Origin of the sequence: Derxia lacustris (assembly GCF_002105195.1) — a bacterium.
Lineage (GTDB): Bacteria > Pseudomonadota > Gammaproteobacteria > Burkholderiales > Burkholderiaceae_E > Derxia > Derxia lacustris.
In genome coordinates, this window is the sequence record NZ_MUHU01000011.1 from 308,464 (window position 1) to 333,029 (window position 24,566).

Sequence of the window (24,566 nt, forward strand, 5' to 3'; positions counted from 1 at the left end):
TCAGTGTTCCTCATGGTCCGGGTGACGCAGCGAGCGCCAGAGCAGCACGGGCAGGATGGCGGTGAACACGATCACCTCCTTGAAGGCGCTGGCCTCGAAGGCGCCGAAGCTCTCGACCAGACCGAGCAGCACCGCGCCGAGCGCCGCCATCGGATAGCTGGCCAGCCCGGCGAACACCGCCGCGACGAAGCCCTTGAGCCCGATCAGAAAGCCGCTGTCGTAAAAGATGGTGGTGGTCGGCCCGACCAGCAGACCCGACAGCGCGCCGATGAAGGCCGCCAGCAGGAACGCGCTGCGGCCCGCCGTCTCGGTCGAGATGCCGACGATGCGCGCGCCGAGCCGGTTGACCGCCGTGGCCCGCAGCGCCTTGCCATACAGGCTGCGCTCGAAGAACAGCCACAGCAGCGCGATCAGCGCCGCCGACGCCAGCAGCATCAGCGCGTTCTGGCCCGACAGCGTCAGCGCGCTGAGCGAAAAGCGCTCATCCCAGAAGCTCGGATTGCGATAGCCCTCGGCGCCGAAGAACACCAGCGCCAGCCCGGTCAGCACGAAATGCACGCCGACCGACACGATCAGCAGCACCAGCACGCTCGCATCGGCCAGCGGCCGGAAGGCGATGCGCCAGACCATGCCGCCGAGCGGCGTGACCAGCCCCAGCGTGAGCAGCGCCTGCACCCACAGCGGCGCCTGGCGCGGCGCGGCCCAGATCGCCAGCATCGAGATCAGCACCGGAAACGCCGCCACCGAGCGCGCATGCCGCAGCACGCTGAAGAAGTCCTGGCCGCGCCGCGCAAGCGCCACGCTTTCGGTCAGCAGCGTGAACGCCGTCAGCGCCAGCAGCAGCCAGACCGTGCCCGGCGTCTTGCCGAGCTGGAACATGCCGAGCGTGAGCGCGCCATAGGCGACGAACTCGCCCTGGGGAATGAACAGCACCCGCGTGACCGAGAACAGCAGCACGGTCGCGATGGCCAGCAGCGCATACACCGCGCCGCCGGTCAGGCCGTCGAGCGCGAGGATGCCGGCGATGGAGGCGTCCATGCGCTCAGTTCTCCAGCTTCCAGTCGCCATTGACGACCTTGAGGATGACGCCGGTCTCGGGCGTGAAGCCCCAGTGGTCCTTGGGCGAGTAGTCGAGCACGCCCTGCGACACCGCGATCGGGCCGGCCGCCTCCAGCGCGTCCTTGAGCGCGGCGCGGAATTCCTTCGTGCCCGGCTTCGCCTTCTTGAGCGCCGCCGGCACGATGGTCTCCAGCACCAGCCGGATGTCGTAGGCATGGGCCGCGAACTGGTTGCGCGAGCCGGCGCCGTAGGCCTTCTCGTACTCGGTCACGAATTGCAGCGCCGGCTTCTTGGACGGATTGCCGTCGGGCAGCTGCTCGGCCACGGTGGCCGGGCCGCTCACCACGAAGGCGCCTTCCACATCCTTGCCGCCCACGCGCATCAGGTCGCGCGAGGCGGCCGAATGGGTCTGGTAGATCTTGCCCTTGTAGCCGCGCTCGACCAGCGCGCGATGCGGCATCGCCGCGCCGCTGCCCGAGGCCACCACCAGCATCGCGTCGGGGCTGGCCGACACCAGCTTGAGCGCCTGCGCGGTCACGCTGGTATCGGCGCGCTGGAAGCGCTCGACCGCCAGCAGCTTGATGCCGGCGGCCTGGGCCTTGGCGCTGAAATCCTTGAGCCAGGCTTCGCCGTAGGCATCGCCATAGCCGAGGAAGCCGACGCTCTTCACGCCCTGCTTCTTCATGTGCTCGACGATGGCATGGGCCATCACCGCCGTGCTGTGCGCGATGCGATAGGTCCAGGCGTCGCGGCCCTCGGGCACCACCGCCGGCGACACCGCGAACTGGAGCGTCTGGCCTTCGGCGGCCACATCGATCATGGCCACCGCCACCGGCGTGGCGGCCGAGCCGACGATGAGATCGACCTTGTCCTCGCTGATGAAGCGGCGCGCGTTCTTGACGCCGGCCGTGGGATCGGTGGCGTCGTCGAGCACGATGACATTGAGCTTCTCGCCAGCGATGGACTGGGGCCAGAGCGCGATGCCGTTCTTGACCGGAATGCCCAGGCCCGAGGCCGGACCGGTGAGCGGCAGCGTCACGCCGATGGTGATGTCGGCCTGCGCGCTGCCGGCGCAAAGCGTGCCGGCGAGCGCGATGAGCGCCGCGAGTTTCGCGGATTGATGCATGTCTTCCTCCAGCGTCTTGGTGGTGTGTCGCGCGGGGTTCCGGTGCAACGCCCGACCCCGTTTATTGGTTATTACTTTTAACCAAAAACCGGTTTCGCTCAGTCGGTGTTTTCCCGATTTCCGAGGATCGGTGGCGCGCTTGCCAAACCGCCACCACCGTCGCCACTGGTTGTGAACGCTGCAATGCAGCATCAGACGCGTGCGATAGCCGGCCGGACGCGGGAAATCCCCCATCCTCGGCAACCACCGCTTTTAGTTCACAACAATAATAATTTTGGCTCCACAGAGGATTCCGGCGTGGCGCATTGCATCCGCCTGGCGGACGACCGGAACGAGGAGACGCGATTGAAGACTTCCACCACCCTTGCGCTGCCCCTGGCGCTGCTCGGTGCCCTGGGCCTGGCGGCCTGCGGCAGCGATGACGCGCCGACCGAAACGGTGACCAGACTGGCCTGCGGCGAGATCACCACGGCGGCGCTCGGCATCGCCGGGCTGACCATCGGCAGCACCGAAAGCGTCGCCGCCGGCAGCGTCACGCCGAGCGGCGCGGCCCAGCCGCTGCCGGCGCACTGCCGCGTCGCCGGCAGCATCGATCCGCACACCGGCCCGGTCGACGGCAAGGCCTACGCCATCGGCTTCGAGCTGCGGCTGCCGGCCGACTGGAACGGCCGCTTCATGTTCCAGGGCGGCGGCGGCACCGACGGCGTGGTGAACCCGGCCTATGGCGCGATCCTGGGCGGCGGCGCCACCACCAATGCGCTGACGCGCGGCTTTGCCGTCGCCAGCACCGACGGTGGCCACACCGCCGAGACCGCCGCCATCGTCGGCGGCGCGCTGTTCGGCCTCGATCCGCAGGCGCGGCTCGACTACGGCTACAACGCCGTCGGCCGCACCACAGAGATCGCCAAGGCGGTGCTCAAGCGCTTCTACGGCGCCGACGCCGGCCATTCCTACTTCCTCGGCTGCTCCAACGGCGGGCGCCAGGCGCTGGTCGCGGCGACGCGCTTCGCCGACCGCTTCGACGGCATCGTGGCCGGCAACCCGGGCTTCAACCTGCCCAAGGCCGCCGTCCAGCACGCCTGGGACACCCAGGCTTTCGCATCGGTCGCGAGCAACGACACCGACGGCAAGCCCATCGTTGCGAGCGCTTTCAGCACCGCCGACATGAACCTGGTCGCGGCCAAGGTGGTGGAGAAATGCGATGCGCTCGACGGCCTGAGCGACGGCATCGTCAACCGCTTCGAGTCGTGCAAGGGCGTGTTCGATCCGGCCGAGCTGACCTGCACCGGCGCCAAGACCGACAGCTGCCTGACGGCGGCGCAGGTGACGGCGCTCGGCAAGGTCTTCGACGGTCCGCGCAACGGCGCCGGCGCCCAGCTCTATGCCGACTGGCCCTGGGATGCGGGCGTGGGCGGATTCGGCTGGCGCATCTGGAAGCTGGGCACCTCGGCCACCTCGGTGCCCAATTCCATCATCGCCACGCTCGGCGGCGGCTCGCTGCCCTATGTGTTCACCACGCCGCCCACCAAGGTGTCGGGCGAAGGCACGGGCGTGGTCGACTACCTGCTCGGCTTCAGCTTCGACACCGACGCGCCGAAGATCTACGCGACCGACGTCACCTACACCACCGCCGCCATGACCTTCATGACGCCGCCCAATCCGAGCGACCTGTCGGCCTTCAAGGGCCACGGCGGCAAGCTCATCGTCTTCCACGGCGGCAGCGATCCGGTGTTCTCGTACAACGACACGCGCAACTGGTACCAGTCGGTCGCGGCGGCCAACGGCGGCGACGCCAAGGCGTTCGCGCGGCTGTTCGCGGTGCCCGGCATGAACCATTGCTCGGGCGGCCCGGCCACCGACAAGTTCGACATGCTCGCGGCCATCGTCGACTGGGTCGAAGGCGGCAAGGCGCCCGACAGCATCCCGGCCGCGGCGCGCCCGGCCAATGCCGATGTGGCGGCCTTCCCCAACCGCACCCGGCCGCTCTGCGCCTGGCCCAAGGTGGCGGTCTACAAGGGCAGCGGCGACATCGAGGCGGCGGAGAACTTCAGCTGCCAGTGAAGCGACGCAAGCCGCCGCGCGATGGCATGACCGGCGCGCGGCGGACCGGGCCCGGCGGCGGCCTGTCGCGCCACCGCCGGGCGCACGGCGTCAGGCGGATCGGCCGCGCCGCCGCCACAGCCGCCAGCCCAGCAGCAGCAGCACCGCCAGATTCAGCGCGATCACGCCCAGCCCGAGCGGCGTCACCCGGTGCAGCAGATGCGCCAGCTCGAACGGCAGATAGAGCGCCCCCGACAGCGCGCCGAGCAGTTCGCCCCAGGCCCGGCCCTGCCACAGCCCCCAGGCCTCGAAGCCGCGCAGCAGCACATAGCCGAGCACCAGCTGCATCAGCGCACGCGGATTGGCGGCGCGCAGCGCATCCGCGTCGTGCAGCAGCAGCGCCGGCAGCCGCGCGTCCGGGTCGAGCCCCAGATGACCGATGAGCGCCAGCGCCAGCGCATGCAGGTCTCGATGCAGCAGTCCGAGCAGGCCCAGCCCCGCCGCCAGCGCGAGCAGGCCCTTGAGCGCCTCGAAGGCGGCAATGCTGCGCAGCGCGCGGTCGCCGGCCGGACGCGGCGCGGCAACGGGAGTTGGCGAGAAGGACATGGGCGGTCGACATGAGCTGGGCCGCGAGCGGCGCCGATGCGCGACCTTAGCCTCAGTCCGGCAGGCGCCGATAGATCGACGGCCGCAGCGCGCGCAGCCGGTCGTTCACGCCGTGCAGCGACTCGGAATGGCTGGTCAGCAGCCAGCCGCCCGGCCGCAGCTGGCCCAGCACCCGCGCCACCACCTGACGCTTGGTCTCGGGCGGGAAATAGATCATCACGTTGCGCAGAAAGATCACGTCGAACATGCCGAGGTCGGGCAGCGGCGCGCTGAGATTGATCTGGGCAAACCGCACCGACCGGCGCAGCGCCGGCGCGATCGCGAAGCGCCCGGCCTGCGGGCCGACGCCCTTGAGGCAGTGGTGCCGGCGCAGCTGCGCCGGAATCGTCGCCGCCGCGTCGAGCGGATACAGGCCGGCGCGCGCCGTGTCGAGCACGCGGGTGCTGATGTCGGACGCGAGCAGCTCGAAGCCGCCGACGCCGAGCGCATCGGCCAGCACCATCGCAAGGCTGTAGGGCTCCTCGCCGGTCGAGCTGGCGGCGCACCAGAGGCGCGGCCGGGGCTCGGCCGCCAGCGTCGGCAGGATGCTGTCGCGCAGGAAATCGAAATGCGCCGGCTCGCGGAAGAAGTGCGTCTCGTTGGTCGTCAGCAGATCGATGAAGACCTGGCGCTCGGCCGCGTCGGCGGTCACGCGTTCGAGATAGCCGCGCCAGTCGGCGCTGCCCTGGCTGCGCAGATGGCGCGCGAGCCGGCCCTCGACCAGCGGCAGCTTGACGTCCTTGAGATGGACGCCGGTGCTGGCCTCGAACAGGTCGCGCAGCTGGCGGAAGTCGGCCGGTGCCAGCGCGGGCAGGCCGGCCGCCGTCTCGACCGGCATGTCAGTCCGCGGCCGGCGCGTCGAGGCCCGCGACCGCCAGTTCGTCGACCGACAGCACCTTGCCGAGGTCGAGCAGGATCACGAAGTTGCCGTTGACCTTGGCCATGCCCTCGATGAAGTCGGCACGGATGCCGACGCCGAAGGTCGGCGCCGGCTCGATCTGGCTGCCGTCGATCTGGCGCACCGCGGTCACGCTGTCGACCACGATGCCCAGCACATGGGTCTCGTCGCCGACCAGCACGTCGAGGATCACGATGCAGGTGCGGCGCGACACCTCGGTCGGCGCGCGGCCGAAGCGCGCATTGACATCGACCACCGGCACCACCGCGCCGCGCAGGTTGATGACGCCGAGCATGTAGGGCGGCGTCATCGGCACGCTGGCGATCGCGCGGTAGCCGATGATTTCGCGCACCCGCTGGGTATTCACGCCGAACTGCTCGCGCGCCAGCGAGAAGATCAGGTACTGGCTTGCCTGCGGCGGCGCGACCCGGGCCGGCTGGCGCTCGGCACCGGCGCTCGACGCAAGATGCAGATGGCTCACGGCGCTCACTCCTCGAACGGCACGAAATCGTTGAGCGAGTCGTCGGACGTCCTGACCGGCTTGCGCGGCGCGGCATGGGCCCGGTGCGGCACCGGCGGCCGGCTCGCCGGCGCGGCCGGACGCGCGGCGCGACCGGCGCTGCGGCCGTAGTCGGCGCCCGTCGGGCCGGCGTCGATCGAGAAGTAGGCCATCAGCTGCTCAAGCTGGTCGGCCTGGGCGTTCATCTCCTCGGCGGTCGCGGCCAGCTCTTCCGACGCGGCGGCGTTCTGCTGCGTCAGCTGGGACAGCTGCGACATGGCGGTGTTGATCTGGCCGATGCCGGCCGACTGCTCGTTGGACGCGGCCGAGATTTCCTGCACCAGATCCGACGCCTTGGTGATCGACGGCACGATGGTGTTGAGCAGCTCGCCGGCACGCTCGGCCAGCGACACGCTCGACTTGGCGACCTCGCCGATTTCCTGCGCCGCCTCCTGGCTGCGCTCGGCCAGCTTGCGCACCTCGTCGGCCACCACCGCAAAGCCCTTGCCGTGCTCGCCGGCGCGCGCCGCCTCGATGGCCGCATTGAGCGCCAGCAGATTGGTCTGGTAGGCGATGTCGTCGATGATTCCGATCTTGTCGGCGATGGTCTTCATCGCCTGCACCGTGGCGCGCACCGCCGTGCCGCCCTCGTCCGCTTCCTTGGCCGCCTTGCCCGACATGCCTTCGGTGATGCGCGCGTTCTCGGCGTTCTGCTGCACCGAGCTCGACATTTCTTCCATCGACGCCGAGGTCTCCTCGACGCTCGACGCCTGCTCGCTGGTGCCCTGGCTCATGCTCTGCGAGGTGGCCGAAACCTGCACCGAGGCCGAGGCCAGCGCACCCGAGGCGCTGCGCACCTGACCGATGGTGTCGGCCAGCCGGTCGACCATGTTCTTGACCGTCGCCAGCATGCTGGTGCTGTCGCCCGGCTTGAGCGCGACCTTCACCGTCAAATCGCCGCGCGCCACCTTGTCGAGCACCTCGGCCGCATAGGCGGGCTCGCCGCCGAGCTGCTTGATGAGGCTGCGCGCAATGCCCCAGCCGATCAGCGCCACCACCACCAGCGTGATGCCGGCGACCGTCAGACTCATCACGGTCGCATCCTGGCGCACGCCGACCGCGCGTTCACCGCCAGCCTTGCCGAGCGCCTCGTTGTAGGCGCGATGCTCGGCCAGCGCTTCCTCGATGCGGCCGAACGTCGCCTGATTGCGGCTCAGCAGATCGAGCGCTTCCTCGCGCTTGCCGGCGATCGCCAGCCCGACCACGTCGGTGCGCAGGCCGAGCCAGGCCTTGAGCGCGGCATTCACCTTGTCGAGCAGCGCCCTGTCCTTGTCGTCCGACAGGTTGTGCGATTCGTAGTACTTGATCGCGTCTTCGATCTTGGGAATGTTTTCCTGCATCTGGCGTTCGAGATCGCGGCGCTCGTCGCCATTGACGCTGGCCAGCAGGCGCCAGGTCATGACCCGCACGCGCGATACCGTCACCGAAATCTCGGCCAGATTGATGAGGCTGGGCACCGTGTTGATCGTGCTGTAGCTGGCGGCGTCGTACACCTTCTCCATCTGGCGCAGCGCCAGCGCGCTGAGCGTGCCGATGCCGAACAGCGCGCTGAGGATCAGCAACATGAACTTCTGGGTCACCGTGAGTTTGTTCATCGAGGTCTCCTGCGACCGGAGTGGGTGAATGTGTGGGGAATGAAGGACGAGACGGGAAATCAAAGGACGGCGGGTTGCGGCGCCGGCGGCGCGGCGGCGCCGGGCAGCGAGCGCCGCTCGGTCTCGCGGATCAGCGTCGGCACATCGAGCAGCAGCGCGACCGAGCCGTTGGCCAGGATCGTGAAACCGCCGATGCCCTGCACGCCGTCGAAGACCTTGCCGAGCGGCTTGATGACGGTCTGCAGCTCGCCCATCAGCTGGTCGACGACCAGACCGACGCGCATGCCGCCGCCGTTGACGACCACCACGTTCTGGCGCCGGCCGGGCTGGCCGCCGATGTCGTGCAGTTCGCGCAGGCTCACCAGCGGCAGCACCTCGCCGCGCAGGTCGAGCCAGCCACGGTCGGCGGCGTGCTGGCGCGGCAGTTCGATGCACTCGACCACCATGTCGAGCGGCACCACATAGGCCGAGCCGCCGACGCCCATCATGAAACCGTCGATGATCGCCAGCGTGAGCGGCAGCCGGATCGACAGCGTCGTGCCGCTGCCTTCGACGGAGCGGATGTCGATCGAGCCGCGCAGCGCGGCGATGTTGCGCTTGACCACATCCATGCCGACGCCGCGCCCCGACAGGTTGCTGATCTGCTCGGCGGTGGAAAAGCCCGGCTCGAAGATCAGCTGCCAGGTCTCGCGTTCGCCGAGCTGGGTCTCGGGCGCGATCAGGCCGCGCTCGATCGCCTTGCGCAGGATGCGGTCGCGGCGCAGGCCGGCGCCGTCGTCGCCGACCTCGACCACCACGCAGCCGGCATCGTGATAGGCATGCAGCGTCACCCGGCCCTGGGCCGGCTTGCCGGCCCGGGCGCGTTCCTCGGCGCTCTCGATGCCGTGGTCGATGGCATTGCGCACCAGATGCGTGAGCGGATCGGCCAGCTTCTCGACCACGGTCTTGTCGAGCTCGGTCTCGCCGCCCGAGATGTGCAGCGCGATGTCCTTGCCGAGCTCCTGGCTCACGTCGCGCACCACGCGCTGAAACCGGTTGAAGGTGCCGCCGATCTGCACCATGCGCAGGTCGAGCGCCGAATCGCGCACCTCCTCCATCAGGCGCGAAATCTGCGCCGTGGCCTGCACCAGCTCCTTCACGCGATGCCGGCGCGCCACCTGGGCCGCGCCGGCGCCGGCCACGATCAGCTCGCCGACCAGGTCGATCAGATGATCGAGCTTGGTGGCATCGACCCGCACCATGTTCGGCCCGGCCGAGCGCGCCTCGCGGGCCGCGGTCGGCGCGTCGGCGGCCATGGCCGACTCGACCTCGGGCGCCGGGTCGGCCGGCGCGGCGGCCTGCAGCCGGTCGAGTTCGCCGGGCAGCAGCGAGCCGCAGCGCAGCAGCATGTCGGCGATGGACTCGCCGGCGGCGGCGCGCGCATCGATCAGCTCGCGGAAGCGGGCCAGACCGCCGTGCGGCTCGATGAAGCGCAGATCGCTCTCGTCGGCGACGAAGTCGAAGGCGGACTCGATTCGGGCCCGGTCGGCATCGCTGCGCAAGGCCACCTCGAAGCCGAGCCGGCAGTCGTCGGGTTCGAGCTCGCTCAGGCGCGGCAGCGCGGCGGCGCAGGTCTCGACATGCGCGATCTCGCCAAAGCCTTGCAGATAGCGCACGAAGCTCAGCGGATCGAAGCCGTCGCGGAACAGGTTGCGGCCGAAGCGCAGCGACAGATGCCAGTGCGCGGCGGCGGTGGGATCGGTCGCCGCCACCACGGGCGCGGGCGCGGCGGCAGCCGGTGCCGCTGCCGGCGCCGACCGGTGCTCGGCGGTGAGGTAATGGCCCAGCGCCGTGACGATGACGCCGCCCTGCTCGCGCATCGCGGCCGAGCGGGTGTCGACGCCGCTCGCGGCGACGGTCTGCATCCATTCGCGCAGATAGTCGCCACAGCGCAGCAGCAGGCCGGCCAGCGGCGGATCGATGGTCACGCTGCCCAGGCGCACGTTGTCGAGCACGCTCTCGGCCACATGGGTGAAGCCGACGATCTCGTCGAAGCCGAACAGGCCGGCGCTGCCCTTGATGGTGTGGGCAGCACGGAAGATTGCGTTGATCGCCTCGGGATCGCCGGGCCGCTGCTCCAGGTCGAGCAGGCTGGCCTCCATCTGCTCCAGCAGCTCCTGGCTTTCCGAGACGAACATCGACAGCGCTTCGTCCAGATTCATGGCGCGATCTCCTCGGCGGCGGGTTCGGCGGCGGGCGCGGCGGGGATGGGCTCGACGCCGGCAGCCGGCTCGGGCGCGCTGGCGAACCGGTCGGTCACGCCGGCCAGCGCCAGCAGCTCGCGCAGCACCGCCGACGGCGCCGCCAGCGCCAGTGCGCCGCCGCGTGCCTCGGCCTCGCGGCCGGCGGCCAGCAGCAGTTGCAGGCCGGCGCTGTCGGCCATGCCGACCGCCGCCAGATCGAGCGTCAGATGGCCGTCGGCCGGCATGGCGGCGAGCAGCTGCGCCTTGAGCGCATCGACGGTGTAGATCGTCATTTCGCCGTCGATCGCGAGTCGGGCGCCGTTCATGGCTGCACCAGCTTGGCAACGACATCGAGCAGTACCGGCACCGTGAAGGGCTTGGTGATCCATGCCCTCACGCCGGCGGCACGCGCCTGGTCCTTCCTGGCACGGCCGATCTCGGTGGTGAGCATCACCACGGGCGTGAAGCGGGCCGCGGGCTGCGTCTTCAGCGCGCTCACGAATTCGATGCCGTCCATGTTGGGCATGTTGAGGTCGCTGACGATCAGGTTGAACTTGCGGGCGTCGAGCAGCTTGAGCGCAGCTGCGCCATCGCTGGCCTCGACCACCTCGTATCCGGCGCCGGTCAGCGCGATGCGGACTGCCGACCGCAGCGACGACGAGTCGTCGACGATCATGATTCTGTTGTGGCTCACGCCATTCCTCCGCTCTCAGAAGAAGTCGACCGTGCTGGCGGCCGCCGCCGCGCCGGTCCGATTGGCATTGCCGGCCAGACCAGCGCCGGGATCGGGATCGCGGCCATCGTGGGCCGCCTGTTCTTCGGGTGTGGTGTAGCTGGCCTTGAGTCGTGCAAGCCATTGCATGGCATCGATCTCAAGCCGGCCGGCCGCGCGCTCGGCGAGCAGCGGATCGAGGCGGCTCATGTCGACATGGGTGTGCTCGAGCATCTGGCCGACCCGGTCCTGCGATTGCAGGAACACCAGCGTGTCGTCGATCTCGCCCTTGATCGCGAGCCCTTCGTCGCTCAGCACCCGGGACGACGCGACCAGCTCGTCGGTGCCGCTGCGCAGTCGCGCAACGACATCGGCGACGCATTCGTTGGCCTGGCTGAACATGTCGCGGTCGTGCTCGGCCAGCGTCGTGCAGCTGCGCCGCGCATCGCCCATGAATTGAGCGAAGCGCTCGACCACGCCGGCAATCCGCACCCCGGTCTCGCCCGACTGCTGCGACAGCTCGCGCACCGCCTGGGCAAGCACCCCAAAGCCGCGTCCGTGCTCGCCGGCGCGCGCCGCCTCGATGGCGGCATTGATCGATAGCAGCGTGGTCTGGCGTGCAATCAGCCCCACCTGCGCCGCCATGGCGCGCAGCTGCTCGACGAATTCGTCGGAGGCCATCGTGCCGTCCATCAGGCGGGTGCGTTCGGCCAGCGCCTGCTGCTGGCGGCTCAGCAGCTCGTCGAGCCGCTGCTGGGCATCGTGTACCGCGTCCAGCATGGCTTCGCCGGCCTGCCGGTGGCCGCCGCCGGTCACCTCCCGCAGCCGCTCCGACAGGGTCGCGAAGCGCATGGTCAGCTCGTCGAAGGCATGGCTCCCATAGGCGTGGGCATGCCGCACCAGCCGGGTCCAGATGGGCAGCGCGGCGGCGCAGAGCGCCAGCCGCTCGATGGCGGACCCGGCGTCGGCCGCGCTGCGGTCGGGCGCCGGACGCGCGGCATCGTCGCGCCAGATGAACCAGCCGCTCAGCATGAGAAACAACAGCGCCACGATCCAGCGCAACGACGGCATTTCACCGGCCAGCGCTATGCCGAGCATGCCAACCGGCGGCACGAGCTGCTTTGGCTGGCACGCCAGGGCACGCAGCGCGGCAGAGCCTGAAAGTTGGGAGAGTTGTGCATTCATGGACGGGCATCCCGGCGCCGCCGACTGCGGCTGTGGAAACTGCCGGTGCAGATTGGTCCCGATGCACCGAGGGGAATCATGCGAGGAATGCGCCGTCGGACCGTCTGATCGCGTGCTCACGCGTCGCCCTTGTGTGAGCGCGCAGTGGTTTGCGGATGCGCGCAGTCGGGCGCGATCGGTCAGGTCTTGCGCGAGGTGGACGGTGCAACGCCGTAGCGCTGCCGGTAATCGACCGAGAAAGCCGAGGCGCTGGCATAGCCGACCTGCTCGCGGATCAGCCGCAGCGGCAGATCGGTCGTTACAAGCAGCTCGTTGGCCCTGGCAAGCCGCAGCTCTCTCAGATAGCGGCCCGGCGTGGTGTTGCGGAAGCGCCGGAACGCGGTCTCCAGCGTGCGTCGACCGACTCCGGCCGCCTGGATCAGCGCCGCGCTGTCGAGCGGCGCGGACAGATCCGCTTCGAGATGGCGGCAGGCGCGCTGCAGATAGGCCGGCTCGGCGCGCGCCGGACCGTCGGCGGGCAGGAGCGGCATGTCGGGCGGCTCGGCGGCGGCGGGCCACAGGGCATCGGCTTGCACCTGACGCCGCAGGGCTTCCATCCACGGCCGCTGGATTTCGCAGTACGCCGCCTTGTGCAGCAGCGCGCGCTGGGCGTCGCCGAGCTGTCGATACACATGCGACAGGTGGAAATGCGCCGCGAAGCAGAGCGGCTGCTGCCGCGTGGCCTCGGCCGCGTTCAAGGCGCGGTGGTAGTGCTCGCGGGCGCGGGCCGGACGCTCGGACAGGTCATGCCAGCGCGCTTCGAGCAGATGCGACCGCGCGACCGCCAGTCCGGGATAGCTCGCGCGAATCATGTTGAAGGCGTCGCCGGTCGCATGGTGCGGATCGGCGACGCCGCGAAACAACGCCCGCACCAGATGAAAACGCGGACCGCTCGGCCGTGGCGAACCGCAATCGCGCCAGTGCGCTTCCAGCTCGGCCGCCAGACGCGCGAAGAAGGGCCGGATCGCATCGAGTGGCGCCGGCGTCGGATTGCGCGGCGATACCGCGCGCGTGCAGGGCCGGCCGACCTCGACCAGATAGGCCTGGTATTCGCCCAGGCAGCACGCCAGACGGGCATGCAGCGCGGCCTCGGTGGCAGCGCCGTCGGCGCACAGCAGCGCGACCCGCCTGAGCAGCTCGGCGGCCGACGGAGATTTGACGGTCGCGGCATCGAAGGCCGCGTCCTGGATGGCCAGATGGCCGCCGTGCAGGCGCAGCGTCACGGGCAGCGCCGTGGTGACCAGCAGCCGACTGGCCTGGACCAGCGCCTCGCCCACCCGTCCCTCGGCAAGGAGCGCCTGCGGCAGCCAGCTTGCGGCCAGCTGAGCCTCGGCATGCAGTCCGTTGGCGGCAAAGACCTGCCGTGTCGCGCACAGCCGCTCGACCAGCCCGTCGCCGTGGGTCTCGGCGAGCAGCTCGGTCTCGACCTGGTGCAGCGTCTCGTGAGCCGAGGCAATCACTCCCGCATTGCCCCGGTGCTTCTGGTGCCGTTCGCCCGCCATGTATCCCGACATCCGCTTGCCGTGCGCGATGACCGCGCTCATCCGGCTCCGGCAAATGGCGGAGCCGACCGCTTTTTAACGCGCCGGAATTATGGCGATCCGGGTGCGCCGGCGCTCGGGAAGGTTGGGGTAGACGGTGGCTCGGCCGTCAACCGGACAGACTCGCCTGTTCTGGCGGCTGAAGCGCGCACCGGCAGGCCGGCGCCGCCGCGCTATGTCTGCCAGCGCACAGATGCCGGGCCGGCGCCGCGCCCACCATCGGCGGAGGCAAGCCCTGAGCGCCGCCGCAGCGCCGGGCGCCCGCCGTCGCCCGTCCGGGCGCGGGTCCACTTCCCGCCGCAGCAGGCCCATCCCGCGCCGGCCAAAGGAGCAGTTCATGTCCTTCTTCCACGGCGTGGTCCGCCTCGACCATCACAGCGCCCAGCTGCTGCGTTTCGACGCCGAGCGGATGGAGAGCGCCCAGCTCGCCGACCATCCGCATGCCACCCGCCAGCACCACGGCGAGGTACGCAGCGAGCATGAGTTCTTCGGCAGCGTCTGCGATGCGCTCGACGGCATCGGCGAAGTGCTGGTGACCGGCGGCCACACCGCGCTCAACGATTTCCGCCACTACAGCGCCAAGCACCGGCCCCAGCTCGGTCCGCATCTGGTCGGCTGGGAGCCGGTCGATCATCCGACCGAGGGCGAGCTGCTGGCGTTCGCGCGCCGCTTCTTCGTGCGGCGCGGCCGGCTCAACGGCACGCCCGCCGGCATCTGACGCCACCCGCCGCTGATCCGGGCGGAGAACCTCGGCGCTGCGCCGACGACTAGGCCACCAGCCAGGGCAGCTCGCGGCCGCAGGAGCGCAGCAGCTCCAGCCGCAGATTCAGCTCGGGCAGCAGCCAGTCGCGGCCATGCCCGGCCACGACGATGCGCTGGGCATACCAGCCATCGCCCGGATGCCGCGCCGCCGCGCGCGCGCTGCGCGCCCAGGCCCAGGCCAGCGCCACCAGACCGAAGGCATGCAGGGCATCGCCGGCCACCGCCGCCGGCCAGCCCGGATCGGCCTGGGCCGCCGTCGCCAGTTCGGCCGCGCCGGCGCGGAAGCCGGCAATCGCGTCCTCGAGCGCGGTCGCGAATTCGCGCAGCGCCGGCGCGCCGACCGCGCCCTGCTCGCAGCGCTCCGATGCGTCGCGGCAAGCCACGGCCTCGCGCGCGAATTCATCGAGCAGCGCGCCGAGCCGCCGGCCCTCGTCGCCGAGGATCTTGCGCTGCACCAGGTCGAGCGCCTGAATCTCGTTCGTGCCCTCGTAGATCATCGCGATGCGGCTGTCGCGCAGCGTCTGCTCGATGCCGTACTCATGCACATAGCCGTAGCCGCCCCAGACCTGGAGCGCATCGCTCGCGCCGAGAAAACCGTTGCCGGTGAGCATGGCCTTGAGCAGCGGCGTCATCAGTTCCACATGGCCGAGCGCACGGTCGCGTTCGGCTGCATCGGGATGCTGCTCGGCGCGGTCGAGCCATTGCGCGGTCGCATAGGCCAGCACGCGCTGGCCCTCGACCAGCGCCTGCAAGCGGCTGAGGATGCGGCGCACCGGCGCATGCAGCGCGATCGGATCGGCGCCGGCCGCATTGCCGCGCGGCGCCGTCGTCATGCTGGCCGCAAGTCCGTTGGCCGGCGCCGGCCGCGCCTTGGATTGCAGCCGTTCGTGGGCATAGCGCAGCGCGTTCTGCGTCGCCGCCTCCAGATGGCCGAGGCCCTGCATCGCCACATGCAGCCGGGCCGAATTCATCATCACGAACATCGCGTTCAGGCCGCGACCGGGCTCGCCGATCAGCCAGCCGGTCGCGCCCTCGAAGCTCATCACGCAGGTGGCGCTGCCCTTGATGCCCATCTTCTTTTCGATGCCGTCGCAGCGCAGCGCGTTGCGGCTGCCGTCGTCGAGGATCTTGGGCACCAGCGCCAGCGACAGGCCCTTGCTGCCGGCCGGCGCATCGGGCAGCCGGCACAGCACCAGATGCACGATGTTTTCGGTGAGGTCGTGCTCGCCGCCGCTGATGAAAATCTTGCCGCCGGTGATGCGCAGACTGCCGTCGGGCTGGGGCTCGGCCCGGGTGCGCACCTGGCCCAGATCGCTGCCGGCCTGCGGCTCGGTCAGGCACATGGTGGCCAGGGTTTCGCCGCTGACGATGCCGGGCAGCCAGCGTTCGCGCAGCGCCGGGCTGGCGTGCGCGCGCAGGCAGCCGTAGGCGCCGTGCAGCAGGCCCGGGTACATGGTCCAGGCGTGGTTGCTCGCGGCGAGCATTTCGTTGAGCACGGTGTCGAGCAGCAGCGGCAGCCCCTGCCCGCCGTCCTCGGCGGCGCAGCCGAGCGCGGGCCAGCCGGCATCGACATAGGCGCGCCAGGCGTCGCGATAGCCGGCGGGCGTGGCGACCTTGCCATCGGGCGTCCAGCGGCAGCCTTCGAGGTCGGCGCTGCCGTTGATCGGCGCGAGCACGTCGCGCGCGAACTTGCCGGCTTCCTCGATCACGGCGGCGGCGGTGTCGGCGTCCATGTCGGCATGGGCCGGCAGCTGCGGCCAGTCGGCCGGCGCGGCCAGCACCTCGTCGATGACGAAGCGCATCGCGCGCAGCGGCGGTTCATAGCTCCACATGGCGGGCTCCGGCGGCGGTGGGCAATGCGCGGGGCGATGCCGCGCGGCGGTCGAGCGCGGCGCTCATCGCGGCGGCAGGCGCAGCGCGCCGTCGATGCGGATGACCTCGCCGTTGAGCGCGGCGTTCTCGGCGATGTGGGCCGCGAGCGCCGCGAATTCCTCGGGCTTGCCGAGCCGCTTGGGGAAGGGGATCGACTCGCCGAGCGAACGCTGAACCTCCTCGGGCAGCTCATGCAGCAGCGGCGTGAGAAACAGCCCCGGCGCAATCGTCAGCACGCGGATGCCGTGCTGGGCCAGATCGCGCGCGAGCGGCAGCGTCATCGCCGCCACGCCGCCCTTCGACGCCGAGTACGCCGCCTGCCCCACCTGCCCGTCAAAGGCTGCCGCCGACGCGGTGTTGACGATGACGCCGCGCTCGCCGTCGTCGAGCGGATCGAGTTTTGCCATCGCCGCCGCCGCCAGCCGCAGCACGTTGTAGCTGCCGACCAGATTCACCTCGACGATGCGGCGGAACTGCTCCAGCGGCGCGGCGCTGCCGTCGCGCTGCACCACGCGCTTGGCGCCGCCGATGCCGGCCACGTTCATCAGCACGCGCGCCGCGCCGTGGGCCGCACTCGCCCGGGCCAGCGCCGCTTCCACGCTTTCGGGCGAGGTGATGTCGCAGACGCAGGCGATGCCGCCGATGGCCTCGGCCACGCTCTGCGCGGCGGCGGCGTTGATGTCGAGCACGGCCACTTTCGCGCCGCGCCGGGCCAGCTCGCGCGCGGTGGCGGCGCCCAGCCCCGATCCGCCGCCGGTCACGACGGCAGCGATTCCCTGAAGATTCATTGCTGGCTCCGGTTCAGAAGCGGTGCGGCAGGATCAGCCACGGATCGGCCGTGCGGCCGTCGTACAGCGCCTCGACCAGCGCAGCGCGCTGCTTGAGCACCGCGCGCTGGTTGATCGAGCCCTTGTCGGTCAGCTCGCCCGCATCCAGCGACGGCGGCTCGGCCATCAGATGCGCGCGCGCCACGCGGTTGGCGCTGCCCGTGCCCTCGCGCCACAGCCGGTCCACGGCGTCCTGGAAGAACTCGCGCACCTTGGGGTGATGCAGCACCTCGGGCGCCGGCGTGTCGGCCGGCAGCCCGGCATGGGCGCGGCAGGCGGTGAGCTGGGGAAAGATCAGCAGGCCGATGTCGTCGCGGTTCATGCCGGTGACGACCGAGTCCTGCACCAGCGGCGCGCCGATGGCGAGCACCTTGGCGCGCAGCGCGCCCACGCTCACGAAGGTGCCGGTCGAGAGCTTGAAATCCTCGGCGATGCGGCCGTCGAACAGCAGGCCGCGCTTCACGTCGGTCGGGTCCACCAGCTGCACCGCGTCGCCGGTCTTGTAGAAGCCTTCCTCGTCGAAGGCCTCGGCGGTCTGCTCGGGCTCGCGCCAGTAGCCGGGCATCACATTGGGGCCGCGGAAGCGGATCTCGGTCTTGCCGTCCACAGGCACCAGCTTCACTTCCACGCCCGGGCACGGCAGGCCGATATGGCCGGCCGCCACATCGTTGCGCAGCGCAAAGATCGCCGACGGCGCGGTCTCGGTCATGCCCAGGCCGCTGTACATCGGGATGCGTTCGCCGACGGTCTTTTCGGCCAGCGCATCGAGCTTGTCCCAGACCGCCTGCGCCAGTCCGGCGCCGGCAAAGAAGAAGGCCTTGACGCGGCTGAACAGCCGCTCGCGCAGCTCGTCGTCGCGCTCCATCGCATGCGCGATTTCCTCGAAGCCCTTGGGCACGTTGAAGTACACGGTCGGCGCGATCTCGCGCAGATTGCGCAGCGTCTCGGCGATGCCGTTCGGCGTCGGCTTGCCGCCGTCGATGTAGAGCGTGCCGCCGTTGTAGAGCACCAGGCCCACGTTCTTGTTGCCGCCGAAGGTGTGATTCCACGGCAGCCAGTCCACGAGTACCGGCGGCTCCTCGGTCAGGAAGGCGAGCGACTGCGCCACCATCTGCTGGTTGGAGCAGAGCATGCGATGGGTGTTGATGACGCCCTTCGGGTCCTTGGTCGAGCCCGAGGTGAACAGGAACTTGGCGATGGTGTCGGGGCCGACCGCCGCATGCGCCGCCGCGCCGCTGTCGCGATAAGGCGTGGCGAGCAGCTCGGCATAGCCGTGGCTCGCGCGGCCGGGCAGCGCACCCTCGCCGAACACCAGCTGCACATCGGCTGGCACCACCGCCTCGATGGCGGCCGCAAACGGCGTGGCCGACGACGCAAACACCAGCCCCGGCGTCAGCTTGCCGAGCACATGGCGCAGCTTGCCGAAGTCCTTCGACACCAGCGAATAGGCCGGCGACACCGGCGTGTAGGGCACGCCGGCCCACAGCGCGCCGAGCGCCAGGATCAGATGCTCGATGTCGTTGTCGGACAGGATGGCGATGGGCCGCTCGGCGCTCAGGCCCATGTCGACGAAGGCCTGCGCCAGCGCCTTCACCTGGGCCAGCGCCTGGGCATAGGTCACGCGGCGCCATTCGCCGGTCTTGTCGCGCTGGGCCACATAGGTGCGATGCGGCGCCACCTGGGCCCAGAGTTCGAGCCGGTCGGTCACGCGGTCGGGATAGGCGCCGAGCGGCTCGGTCGAGCGCAGCACCAGGCTGCCGTCGGCGCGCGTTTCCACGGTCGCGTCGACACAACCGCCGACGCGGGTGTCGCGGTAACGCGGCGGAATGTTCAGCGGTGCGTTCATGACTTGCTCACCTTTCCCGCCTTGCCGTCGAGGAAGGCGCGCATGCGTTGCTTGGCGGCATCGTCGCCCTGGGCGATGGCCGCCATGAGCGATTCGACGAACAGGCCGTCGGCCTGCGGCAGATCGGCGATGCGCGGCAGCGCGTGCATCACCGCGAAGTTGGAAAGCGGCGCATTGGCGGCGATGCGCTGCGCGAGCTGCATGGCCTTGGCCAACCCTTCGCCGTCGCCGACCAGGTATTGCGCCAGGCCCACGCGCTCGCCCTCGGCGGCGTCGTAGACCCGGCCGGTCAGCATCATGTCGGCCATGCGCGAGGCTCCGATCAGGCGCGGCACGCGGGCCGAGCCGCCGCCGCCCACGAACAGGCCGCGCTGGCCTTCGGGCAGGCCGTAGAAGGTGCTCGCCTCGGCCACGCGGATGTGACAGGCGCTGGCCAGTTCAAGCCCGCCGCCGACCACCGCGCCGTGCAGCACGGCAATCACCGGCACCCGGCCGAACTGGATCGCGTCGAAGGCCGCATGCCAGCCGCGCGAATGCAGGATGCCCTCGGCCACGCTGCGCTCGGCCAGCTCCGACAGATCGAGCCCGGCGCAGAAATGCTCGCCCGATCCGCTGATGACGACTGCGCGCACCGCCTCGGGCAGGTTGATGAAGAAGGTGTGCAACTGCGCGATCAGCCGGTCGTTGATCGCGTTGCGCTTGGCCGGGCGTTCGAGCCGCACGGTGGCGACCGCGCCGGTCGCGTCGATGCGCAACAGGTCGAGGCCATCGAAGACGGTGGACGGAGGCAGGTCTGAGCTGAGCATGAGAGGCATCGCGGGCGGTCGTTGGAGATGCCATTTTGCTTATTGTTTAAAACTAAATTCAAGCGGATTCACGCTCGGTACTTTCCCTTGGATAAATGCGCCGGATGGCAGGCCTCAACTCATCGGTGTTTTTGTTATTGTTGATAACTACATAGCCTGACAGAGCCAAGCCCAGGGAGACGCCCATGCTCAAGCCCGACGATCTCGTCGCGATCGACATCCACACGCATGCCGAGGTGTCCTGCTGGAACCCCTTCGACAGCTATGGCGAGGAATTCGACCGCGCCGCCGACAAGTACTTCCGCAACAGCCGCCGGCCGACCATTGCCGAGACCGTCGCGTACTACCGCGAGCGCCGCATCGGGCTGGTGATGTTCACCGTCGATGCCGAGGCGCAGATGGGCCGGCGCCGCATCCCCAACGAGGAGATCGCCGAGGCGGCCAAGGCCAATCCCGATGTGCTGATCGCGTTTGCCAGCATCGATCCGCACAAGGGCAAGATGGGCGCCCGCGAGGCGCGCCGGCTGATCGAGGAACACGGCGTGCGCGGCTTCAAGTTCCATCCCACGGTGCAGGGCTTTCACCCGTGGGACCGCATGGCCTGGCCGATCTACGAGGTGATCGAGGAATACGGGCTGCCGGCGATCTTCCACAGCGGGCATTCGGGCATCGGCAGCGGCATGCGCTGCGGCGGCGGGCTCAAGCTGGAGTACTCGAATCCGATGCATCTCGACGAGGTGGCGGTGAATTTCGGGAACATGCAGATCGTGATCGCGCACCCGTCCTGGCCGTGGCAGGACGAGGCGCTGTCGGTGGCGCTGCACAAGCCCAATGTGTGGATCGATCTGTCGGGCTGGAGCCCCAAGTACTTCCCGCCACAACTGGTGCAATACGCCAACACGCTGCTGAAGGACCGGATGCTGTTCGGCTCCGACTACCCGCTCATCACGCCCGAGCGCTGGATGAAGGATTTCGACGAGGCGGGCTTTCGCGACGAGGTGAAACCGCTGATCCTCAAGGACAACGCGGTACGGCTGCTCAAGCTCGGCTGAGTCGGGCGGCGACCGCGCCTCCGTCCTTGAAAGGAAGCGCATGACTCCCCTCCTCCCGCCCGCCGCCCGGCCGCTTGCGCGTGCCGTGGCCGGCCTGTTCACCCTGCTGATCGCCGCCTGCGCCGGCACGCCGCCGGCTGCCGGCGACACTGCCGCGCCGGCGCCCGGGCTGCGCGCCGCCGTCGACAGCCCGGCGCGCAATCCGGCCAACCGCGCCCGCGACTACGCGCGCCATCCGGCCGAGACGCTCGCCTTCTTCGGCCTGCGCGCCGATCAGACCGTGGTCGAGCTGTGGCCCGGCGGCGCACTCTGGTGGACCGAAATCCTCGCGCCCTGGCTGGCCGAGGGCGGCGGGCGCTATGTCGCCGCCGTGCCGCCGCCGAGCTTTCCGGGCGAGGACACGGCGCGGGCGCGCGGCAATTACGAGGCGCGGCTGGCGGCCGATCCGGCGCGCTTCGGCCGGGTGCAGGTCGCGGTGTTCGATGCGCTCGATCCGGCCTTTGTCGCGCCGGGCAGCGCCGATGCGGTGCTGAGCTTTCGCAATCTGCACAACTGGATGGAAGCCGGCCGGGGCGCGAGCGCCTTCGCGGCGATTGCGCGCGCGCTCAAGCCGGGCGGCGTGCTCGGCATCGAGGACCATCGCGCGCCGGCCGATGCCTCGCCCGAGGCGGCGCTGAAATCGGGCTATGTGCGCGAGGCCGATGCGATCGCGCTGGCCGAAGCCGCCGGGCTGAAGCTGGTGGCGCGCTCCGACGTCAACGCCAATCCGCGCGATACCAAGGACTACGCCGCCGGCGTGTGGACGCTGCCGCCGACCTATCGGCTCGGCGATGTCGACCGCGCGAAGTACGCGGCGATTGGCGAGAGCGACAGGTTCACGCTGAAGTTCGTCAAGCCGCGCTGAGCGGGCAAGCGCCTGTTTCCTGCCGGCCACGGCGCGCCGAGGAATCGACGCGCCGCGCGAGACAGCCCTGTCCTGCCCGACGATCCTTCCTAAGATCGACCGGTCTCCGGAAACGCCGGAGCGGCAAGGGACGACAGGACGGGAAATGGCGAGCGACAGGGAATCGGCACTGCATCTTCAGATCGATCTGAAGATCAACTCGGCCAAGAACGACGCTGCATTCGTGAGCAATGCGCTTTCGGGTGGCGGCAACCGGATCATCGAAATGAGCGACGTGACGCTGCCCGCGCCTGACGCTCGGCTCGGATCGACCGGACTCGATGTTGCGGACTTTCTTGAGCAGTTCCGGCGCGGTGAACGCGGGTTGAAGGCGGCGGCGCTCGAATACGGCAAGCAGCTTCACGACTGCCTGTTTCCCGCGCACTCCGATATCGGCAACGCCTGGGCCGAACAGCTGGCACATGCACGCAACTCGAATCGAGGCATCCGGCTCGGCATTCGGCTCAAGCGTGGACAAGCCGCGCATTGGCATGGCACGCCCATCTTCGAGCTGCCATTCGAGCTGCTGGCCGATGCCAACGGCTTCCTGTTCCAGCGCGTTGGCTGGCACGCGGTGCGCCTCGTGCGCGGCTTCGATGACCGCACGGCCCGCCCGCGTGAGAACGGAGCAAATCCCGCCCTGCTCGTGGCCTGGGCCAACGTCTGCCTCGAACCGGGCGGCACAGCGCTGCCGGAGGCCGATTTCATCACCCACGAGACGGCCGCCACACAACTCGCGGAAGCAGGGCATTTGCGCAGCGTCGAACCGGTCCGTCACGCTTCGCTGCGGCGGCTTTCCACCGCCCTGCGCACCGTGCAGCCAACAGCGCTGGTCTGGGTGGGCCACGGCAGCAGTGCAGGTGCAAAGCTCCTGCTCCATGACGACGACCAGCCCGATCCCGCCATGGACCTGGGCGTGGAAGTCGATGCCGAGGATTTCGCCCGGGCTGCGCGCGCGGGCAAGGTCGATGTCGCATTGCTCTGGTCCTGCCACGGCGCGGGCACGCGACAGCCGCTGTCGAACGGCGTGGCCGAAACCCTGCTCGATCCTGAGCACGGCGACCTGCTTGCCGTCGTTGCGTCGTTCTCGGCACTTGAATCGGCCGCCATCGCCGAGCTGTCGCGCGGGCTATTCGACGCCTGCGCCAACGAGACCGAGGGCGAACTCGAAACCGCGCTGATGCAGGCGCGCGGCCGGCTCGATGCCGCCAGCCTGACCTGGGCCCGGCCGGTGCTGTTCACGCGCGCGGCCGAACCGCGTATCGACCTGTTCGCGCCGCCACCGGTACCGGCCACGCTGCCCGGCCCGGGCCGTGGCTGGGTCGGGCTGCCCACGCTGCCGGCTGCCGCTTCCAACTACATCGACCAGACCGACCGACTGCGGCAGCTGGACGACGCGCTTGCAAACCACGCAATCGTCGTCATCGAAGGCGAAGGCGGCCTGGGCAAGACCGCGCTGGCGCTTGCCTGTGCCCATGCCAGGCGCGCGGCCGGCCGCAACGCAGTCTTCATCGACATCACCGACAAGCGCGGCATCGCGCTGCTCACGCAGAGCCTGTGGCAGCTGGTGTCGGAAGACCTCCACTACGTGTCGGACGAGGAGCTGTTTGCGCGCTTCCGCGGCTTTGACGGCGTGCTGGTCATCGACAACGCCGAAGACCTGCTCGAAGACGACGGCGGCCAGCGCGATCTGGCCGCCGTGCTCGACGGCCTCGCCGCCGCCAGCGCGCGACTGCGCTGCGTGGTCACCAGCCGCAAGCACCTGGAACATCCCACGCGCGCAAGCCTCAGGCGCATCCAGCCCGCGCTGCTCGGCGATGCCGAGGCGCGCGCGCTCTTCATCGCCACGGCCAGCCGCCGGCTGGCGCCGGCCGATGCCGATTCGCCGGCGCTGACCGCGCTGCTCGACCTGCTCGGCGGCCTGCCGCAGGCCATCGTGCTCATGGCCGGCCAGCTCGATGGCGAAGCCGGTGTCGCCGAACTGGTCGCACGCCTGCACGAGCGCGGTGCCGCCGCGATCCAGGCCGCCATGCCGCAAGACCGCGCCCGGCGGCGCGACGAGAACCTGCTGGTCTCGCTGGAACTGTCGCTGGCCGCCGCCGAGCGCGCGCACCCGGACAGCCGGCCGCTGTTCGAGGCGCTGGGCGGCTTTCCGGCCGGCGCGGAGCAGAACCTGCTGCCCGACACCGGCTTTGGCGCGCTCAGCGATGCGCTGCTGGCGCTGCTGAATCTGAATCTGGTGCGGCTGGAAGGTGAAGCGCGGCGGGTGGTCATGTCGGTGCCGGTGCGCCTGGCCGCGTGGGAGCAATGGCGGAGGCGCGCGCAGGCCGAGCCGGAGCGCGCGGGGCTGCTGCACACGATGTGGCGGCGTCTGCTGCAACGCTGGGAGGCGATCGGCGACAGCATTGGCAGTGAACAGAGCACCGGCGCGCTGCACTACTTCCAGACCGATTACGCCAATCTGCTGCATGCGCTCGAACAGCTGCCGACGGAAGCCGGCGATGTGCCGCTTCTCGGCGCGGCGCATGAGCGCGTGGTGTTCGCCTTCCGCTATTCCGGTCAGGCCGGTGGCGCGTTTGCGGCGCTCGCGACGGTCTGGCACCGCTGGGATGCCGAGACCGCTCCTAACGAACTGCGCGCCGCTGCCATCGCCGGGCAGGCGGCATTGCATGCTCAAGTCGACCAGACCGACGAATCTGTCGAACACCATTTTCGTGCCCTCGGCCTCTACCGCCAGATCGGCGCCCGCCTCGGCGAGGCCAATACCCTCCAGGCGCTCGGCGAACTCAAGCAGCGCGGCGCCGACCTCGCCGGCGCCCGAGCCCCCCACGCCCCCC

Annotated in this window: 20 protein-coding genes; 5 read left to right on the top strand and 15 right to left on the bottom strand. The window is 70.0% G+C overall.

Annotation, left to right across the window (positions count from 1 at the left end; all coding sequences use genetic code 11):
- Together B9P64_RS12765 and B9P64_RS12770 are read right to left on the bottom strand one after the other, a co-directional pair.
- Positions 1-1,038: a branched-chain amino acid ABC transporter permease gene (locus tag B9P64_RS12765; RefSeq protein ID WP_085316614.1), complete on the bottom strand. Its 1,038-nt coding sequence runs from the start codon at positions 1,036-1,038 to the stop codon at positions 1-3.
- A 4-nt stretch (positions 1,039-1,042) separates the two neighbouring features.
- The gene (locus tag B9P64_RS12770; protein WP_085316655.1) at positions 1,043-2,185 is read right to left on the bottom strand and encodes an ABC transporter substrate-binding protein; all 1,143 of its coding nucleotides are present in this window, start codon (positions 2,183-2,185) and stop codon (positions 1,043-1,045) included.
- A gap of 345 nt (positions 2,186-2,530) precedes the next feature.
- Between B9P64_RS12770 and B9P64_RS12775 the strand changes: the two genes are divergently transcribed.
- Positions 2,531-4,246: a tannase/feruloyl esterase family alpha/beta hydrolase gene (locus tag B9P64_RS12775; protein ID WP_235839996.1), complete on the top strand. Its 1,716-nt coding sequence runs from the start codon at positions 2,531-2,533 to the stop codon at positions 4,244-4,246.
- A 90-nt stretch (positions 4,247-4,336) separates the two neighbouring features.
- Here the strand turns inward: B9P64_RS12775 and B9P64_RS12780 are convergent, their stop codons facing one another.
- From B9P64_RS12780 to B9P64_RS12820, 9 genes are all read right to left on the bottom strand, one after another.
- The gene (locus B9P64_RS12780) at positions 4,337-4,831 is read right to left on the bottom strand and encodes a DUF2127 domain-containing protein (protein ID WP_085316616.1); all 495 of its coding nucleotides are present in this window, start codon (positions 4,829-4,831) and stop codon (positions 4,337-4,339) included.
- Positions 4,832-4,883: 52 nt separating this feature from the next.
- Complete coding sequence (locus B9P64_RS12785) at positions 4,884-5,708, bottom strand: CheR family methyltransferase (RefSeq protein WP_085316617.1); 825 nt, start codon at positions 5,706-5,708, stop codon at positions 4,884-4,886.
- A 1-nt stretch (position 5,709) separates the two neighbouring features.
- On the bottom strand, positions 5,710-6,249 hold the full coding sequence (locus B9P64_RS12790) for a chemotaxis protein CheW (protein WP_085316656.1): 540 nt from the start codon (positions 6,247-6,249) through the stop codon (positions 5,710-5,712).
- 5 nt (positions 6,250-6,254) lie between these two features.
- Positions 6,255-7,922, bottom strand: coding sequence for a methyl-accepting chemotaxis protein (locus B9P64_RS12795; protein WP_085316618.1), 1,668 nt, complete (start codon positions 7,920-7,922; stop codon positions 6,255-6,257).
- Positions 7,923-7,981: 59 nt separating this feature from the next.
- Positions 7,982-10,123, bottom strand: a complete 2,142-nt coding sequence (locus B9P64_RS12800) for a chemotaxis protein CheA (protein WP_085316619.1) — start codon at positions 10,121-10,123, stop codon at positions 7,982-7,984.
- Complete coding sequence (locus B9P64_RS12805) at positions 10,120-10,470, bottom strand: STAS domain-containing protein (protein WP_085316620.1); 351 nt, start codon at positions 10,468-10,470, stop codon at positions 10,120-10,122. Before B9P64_RS12805 ends, B9P64_RS12800 begins: the two co-directional genes overlap by 4 nt.
- On the bottom strand, positions 10,467-10,820 hold the full coding sequence (locus B9P64_RS12810; protein ID WP_085316621.1) for a response regulator: 354 nt from the start codon (positions 10,818-10,820) through the stop codon (positions 10,467-10,469). The genes B9P64_RS12805 and B9P64_RS12810 overlap by 4 nt, the downstream gene beginning before the upstream one ends.
- A 33-nt stretch (positions 10,821-10,853) precedes the next feature.
- Positions 10,854-11,954, bottom strand: coding sequence for a methyl-accepting chemotaxis protein (locus tag B9P64_RS28040; protein ID WP_328589866.1), 1,101 nt, complete (start codon positions 11,952-11,954; stop codon positions 10,854-10,856).
- A gap of 266 nt (positions 11,955-12,220) precedes the next feature.
- Entirely contained in the window at positions 12,221-13,624 is a 1,404-nt protein-coding gene (locus B9P64_RS12820; protein WP_085316623.1) for an AraC family transcriptional regulator, read from the bottom strand.
- A 334-nt stretch (positions 13,625-13,958) separates the two neighbouring features.
- Here B9P64_RS12820 and B9P64_RS12825 point away from each other — a divergent pair, with 334 nt between their 5' ends.
- Positions 13,959-14,339, top strand: coding sequence for a hypothetical protein (locus tag B9P64_RS12825; RefSeq protein WP_085316624.1), 381 nt, complete (start codon positions 13,959-13,961; stop codon positions 14,337-14,339).
- 49 nt (positions 14,340-14,388) lie between these two features.
- On the opposite strand, the gene B9P64_RS12830 is transcribed toward B9P64_RS12825, so the two are convergent.
- From B9P64_RS12830 to B9P64_RS12845, 4 genes are all read right to left on the bottom strand, one after another.
- A complete protein-coding gene (locus tag B9P64_RS12830; protein ID WP_085316625.1) occupies positions 14,389-16,215 on the bottom strand; it encodes an acyl-CoA dehydrogenase family protein in 1,827 nt (608 codons plus the stop codon).
- Between the two features lie 63 nt (positions 16,216-16,278).
- Positions 16,279-17,043, bottom strand: a complete 765-nt coding sequence (locus B9P64_RS12835; RefSeq protein WP_085316626.1) for an SDR family NAD(P)-dependent oxidoreductase — start codon at positions 17,041-17,043, stop codon at positions 16,279-16,281.
- A 13-nt stretch (positions 17,044-17,056) separates the two neighbouring features.
- Positions 17,057-18,928, bottom strand: a complete 1,872-nt coding sequence (locus B9P64_RS12840) for a feruloyl-CoA synthase (RefSeq protein ID WP_085316627.1) — start codon at positions 18,926-18,928, stop codon at positions 17,057-17,059.
- Positions 18,925-19,734 carry a crotonase/enoyl-CoA hydratase family protein gene (locus B9P64_RS12845; protein WP_085316628.1) on the bottom strand — a complete coding sequence of 270 codons (810 nt, stop codon included), beginning with the start codon at positions 19,732-19,734 and terminating at the stop codon, positions 18,925-18,927. Before B9P64_RS12845 ends, B9P64_RS12840 begins: the two co-directional genes overlap by 4 nt.
- Positions 19,735-19,919: 185 nt before the next feature.
- Here B9P64_RS12845 and B9P64_RS12850 point away from each other — a divergent pair, with 185 nt between their 5' ends.
- The 3 genes from B9P64_RS12850 to B9P64_RS12860 all read left to right on the top strand — a co-directional run.
- Entirely contained in the window at positions 19,920-20,786 is an 867-nt protein-coding gene (locus tag B9P64_RS12850) for an amidohydrolase family protein (protein WP_085316629.1), read from the top strand.
- 40 nt (positions 20,787-20,826) lie between these two features.
- Complete coding sequence (locus B9P64_RS12855) at positions 20,827-21,690, top strand: class I SAM-dependent methyltransferase (RefSeq protein WP_085316630.1); 864 nt, start codon at positions 20,827-20,829, stop codon at positions 21,688-21,690.
- Between the two features lie 145 nt (positions 21,691-21,835).
- Positions 21,836-24,566: ATP-binding protein (locus B9P64_RS12860; protein ID WP_139826302.1), on the top strand; the 2,731-nt coding region annotated here is incomplete at its 3' end.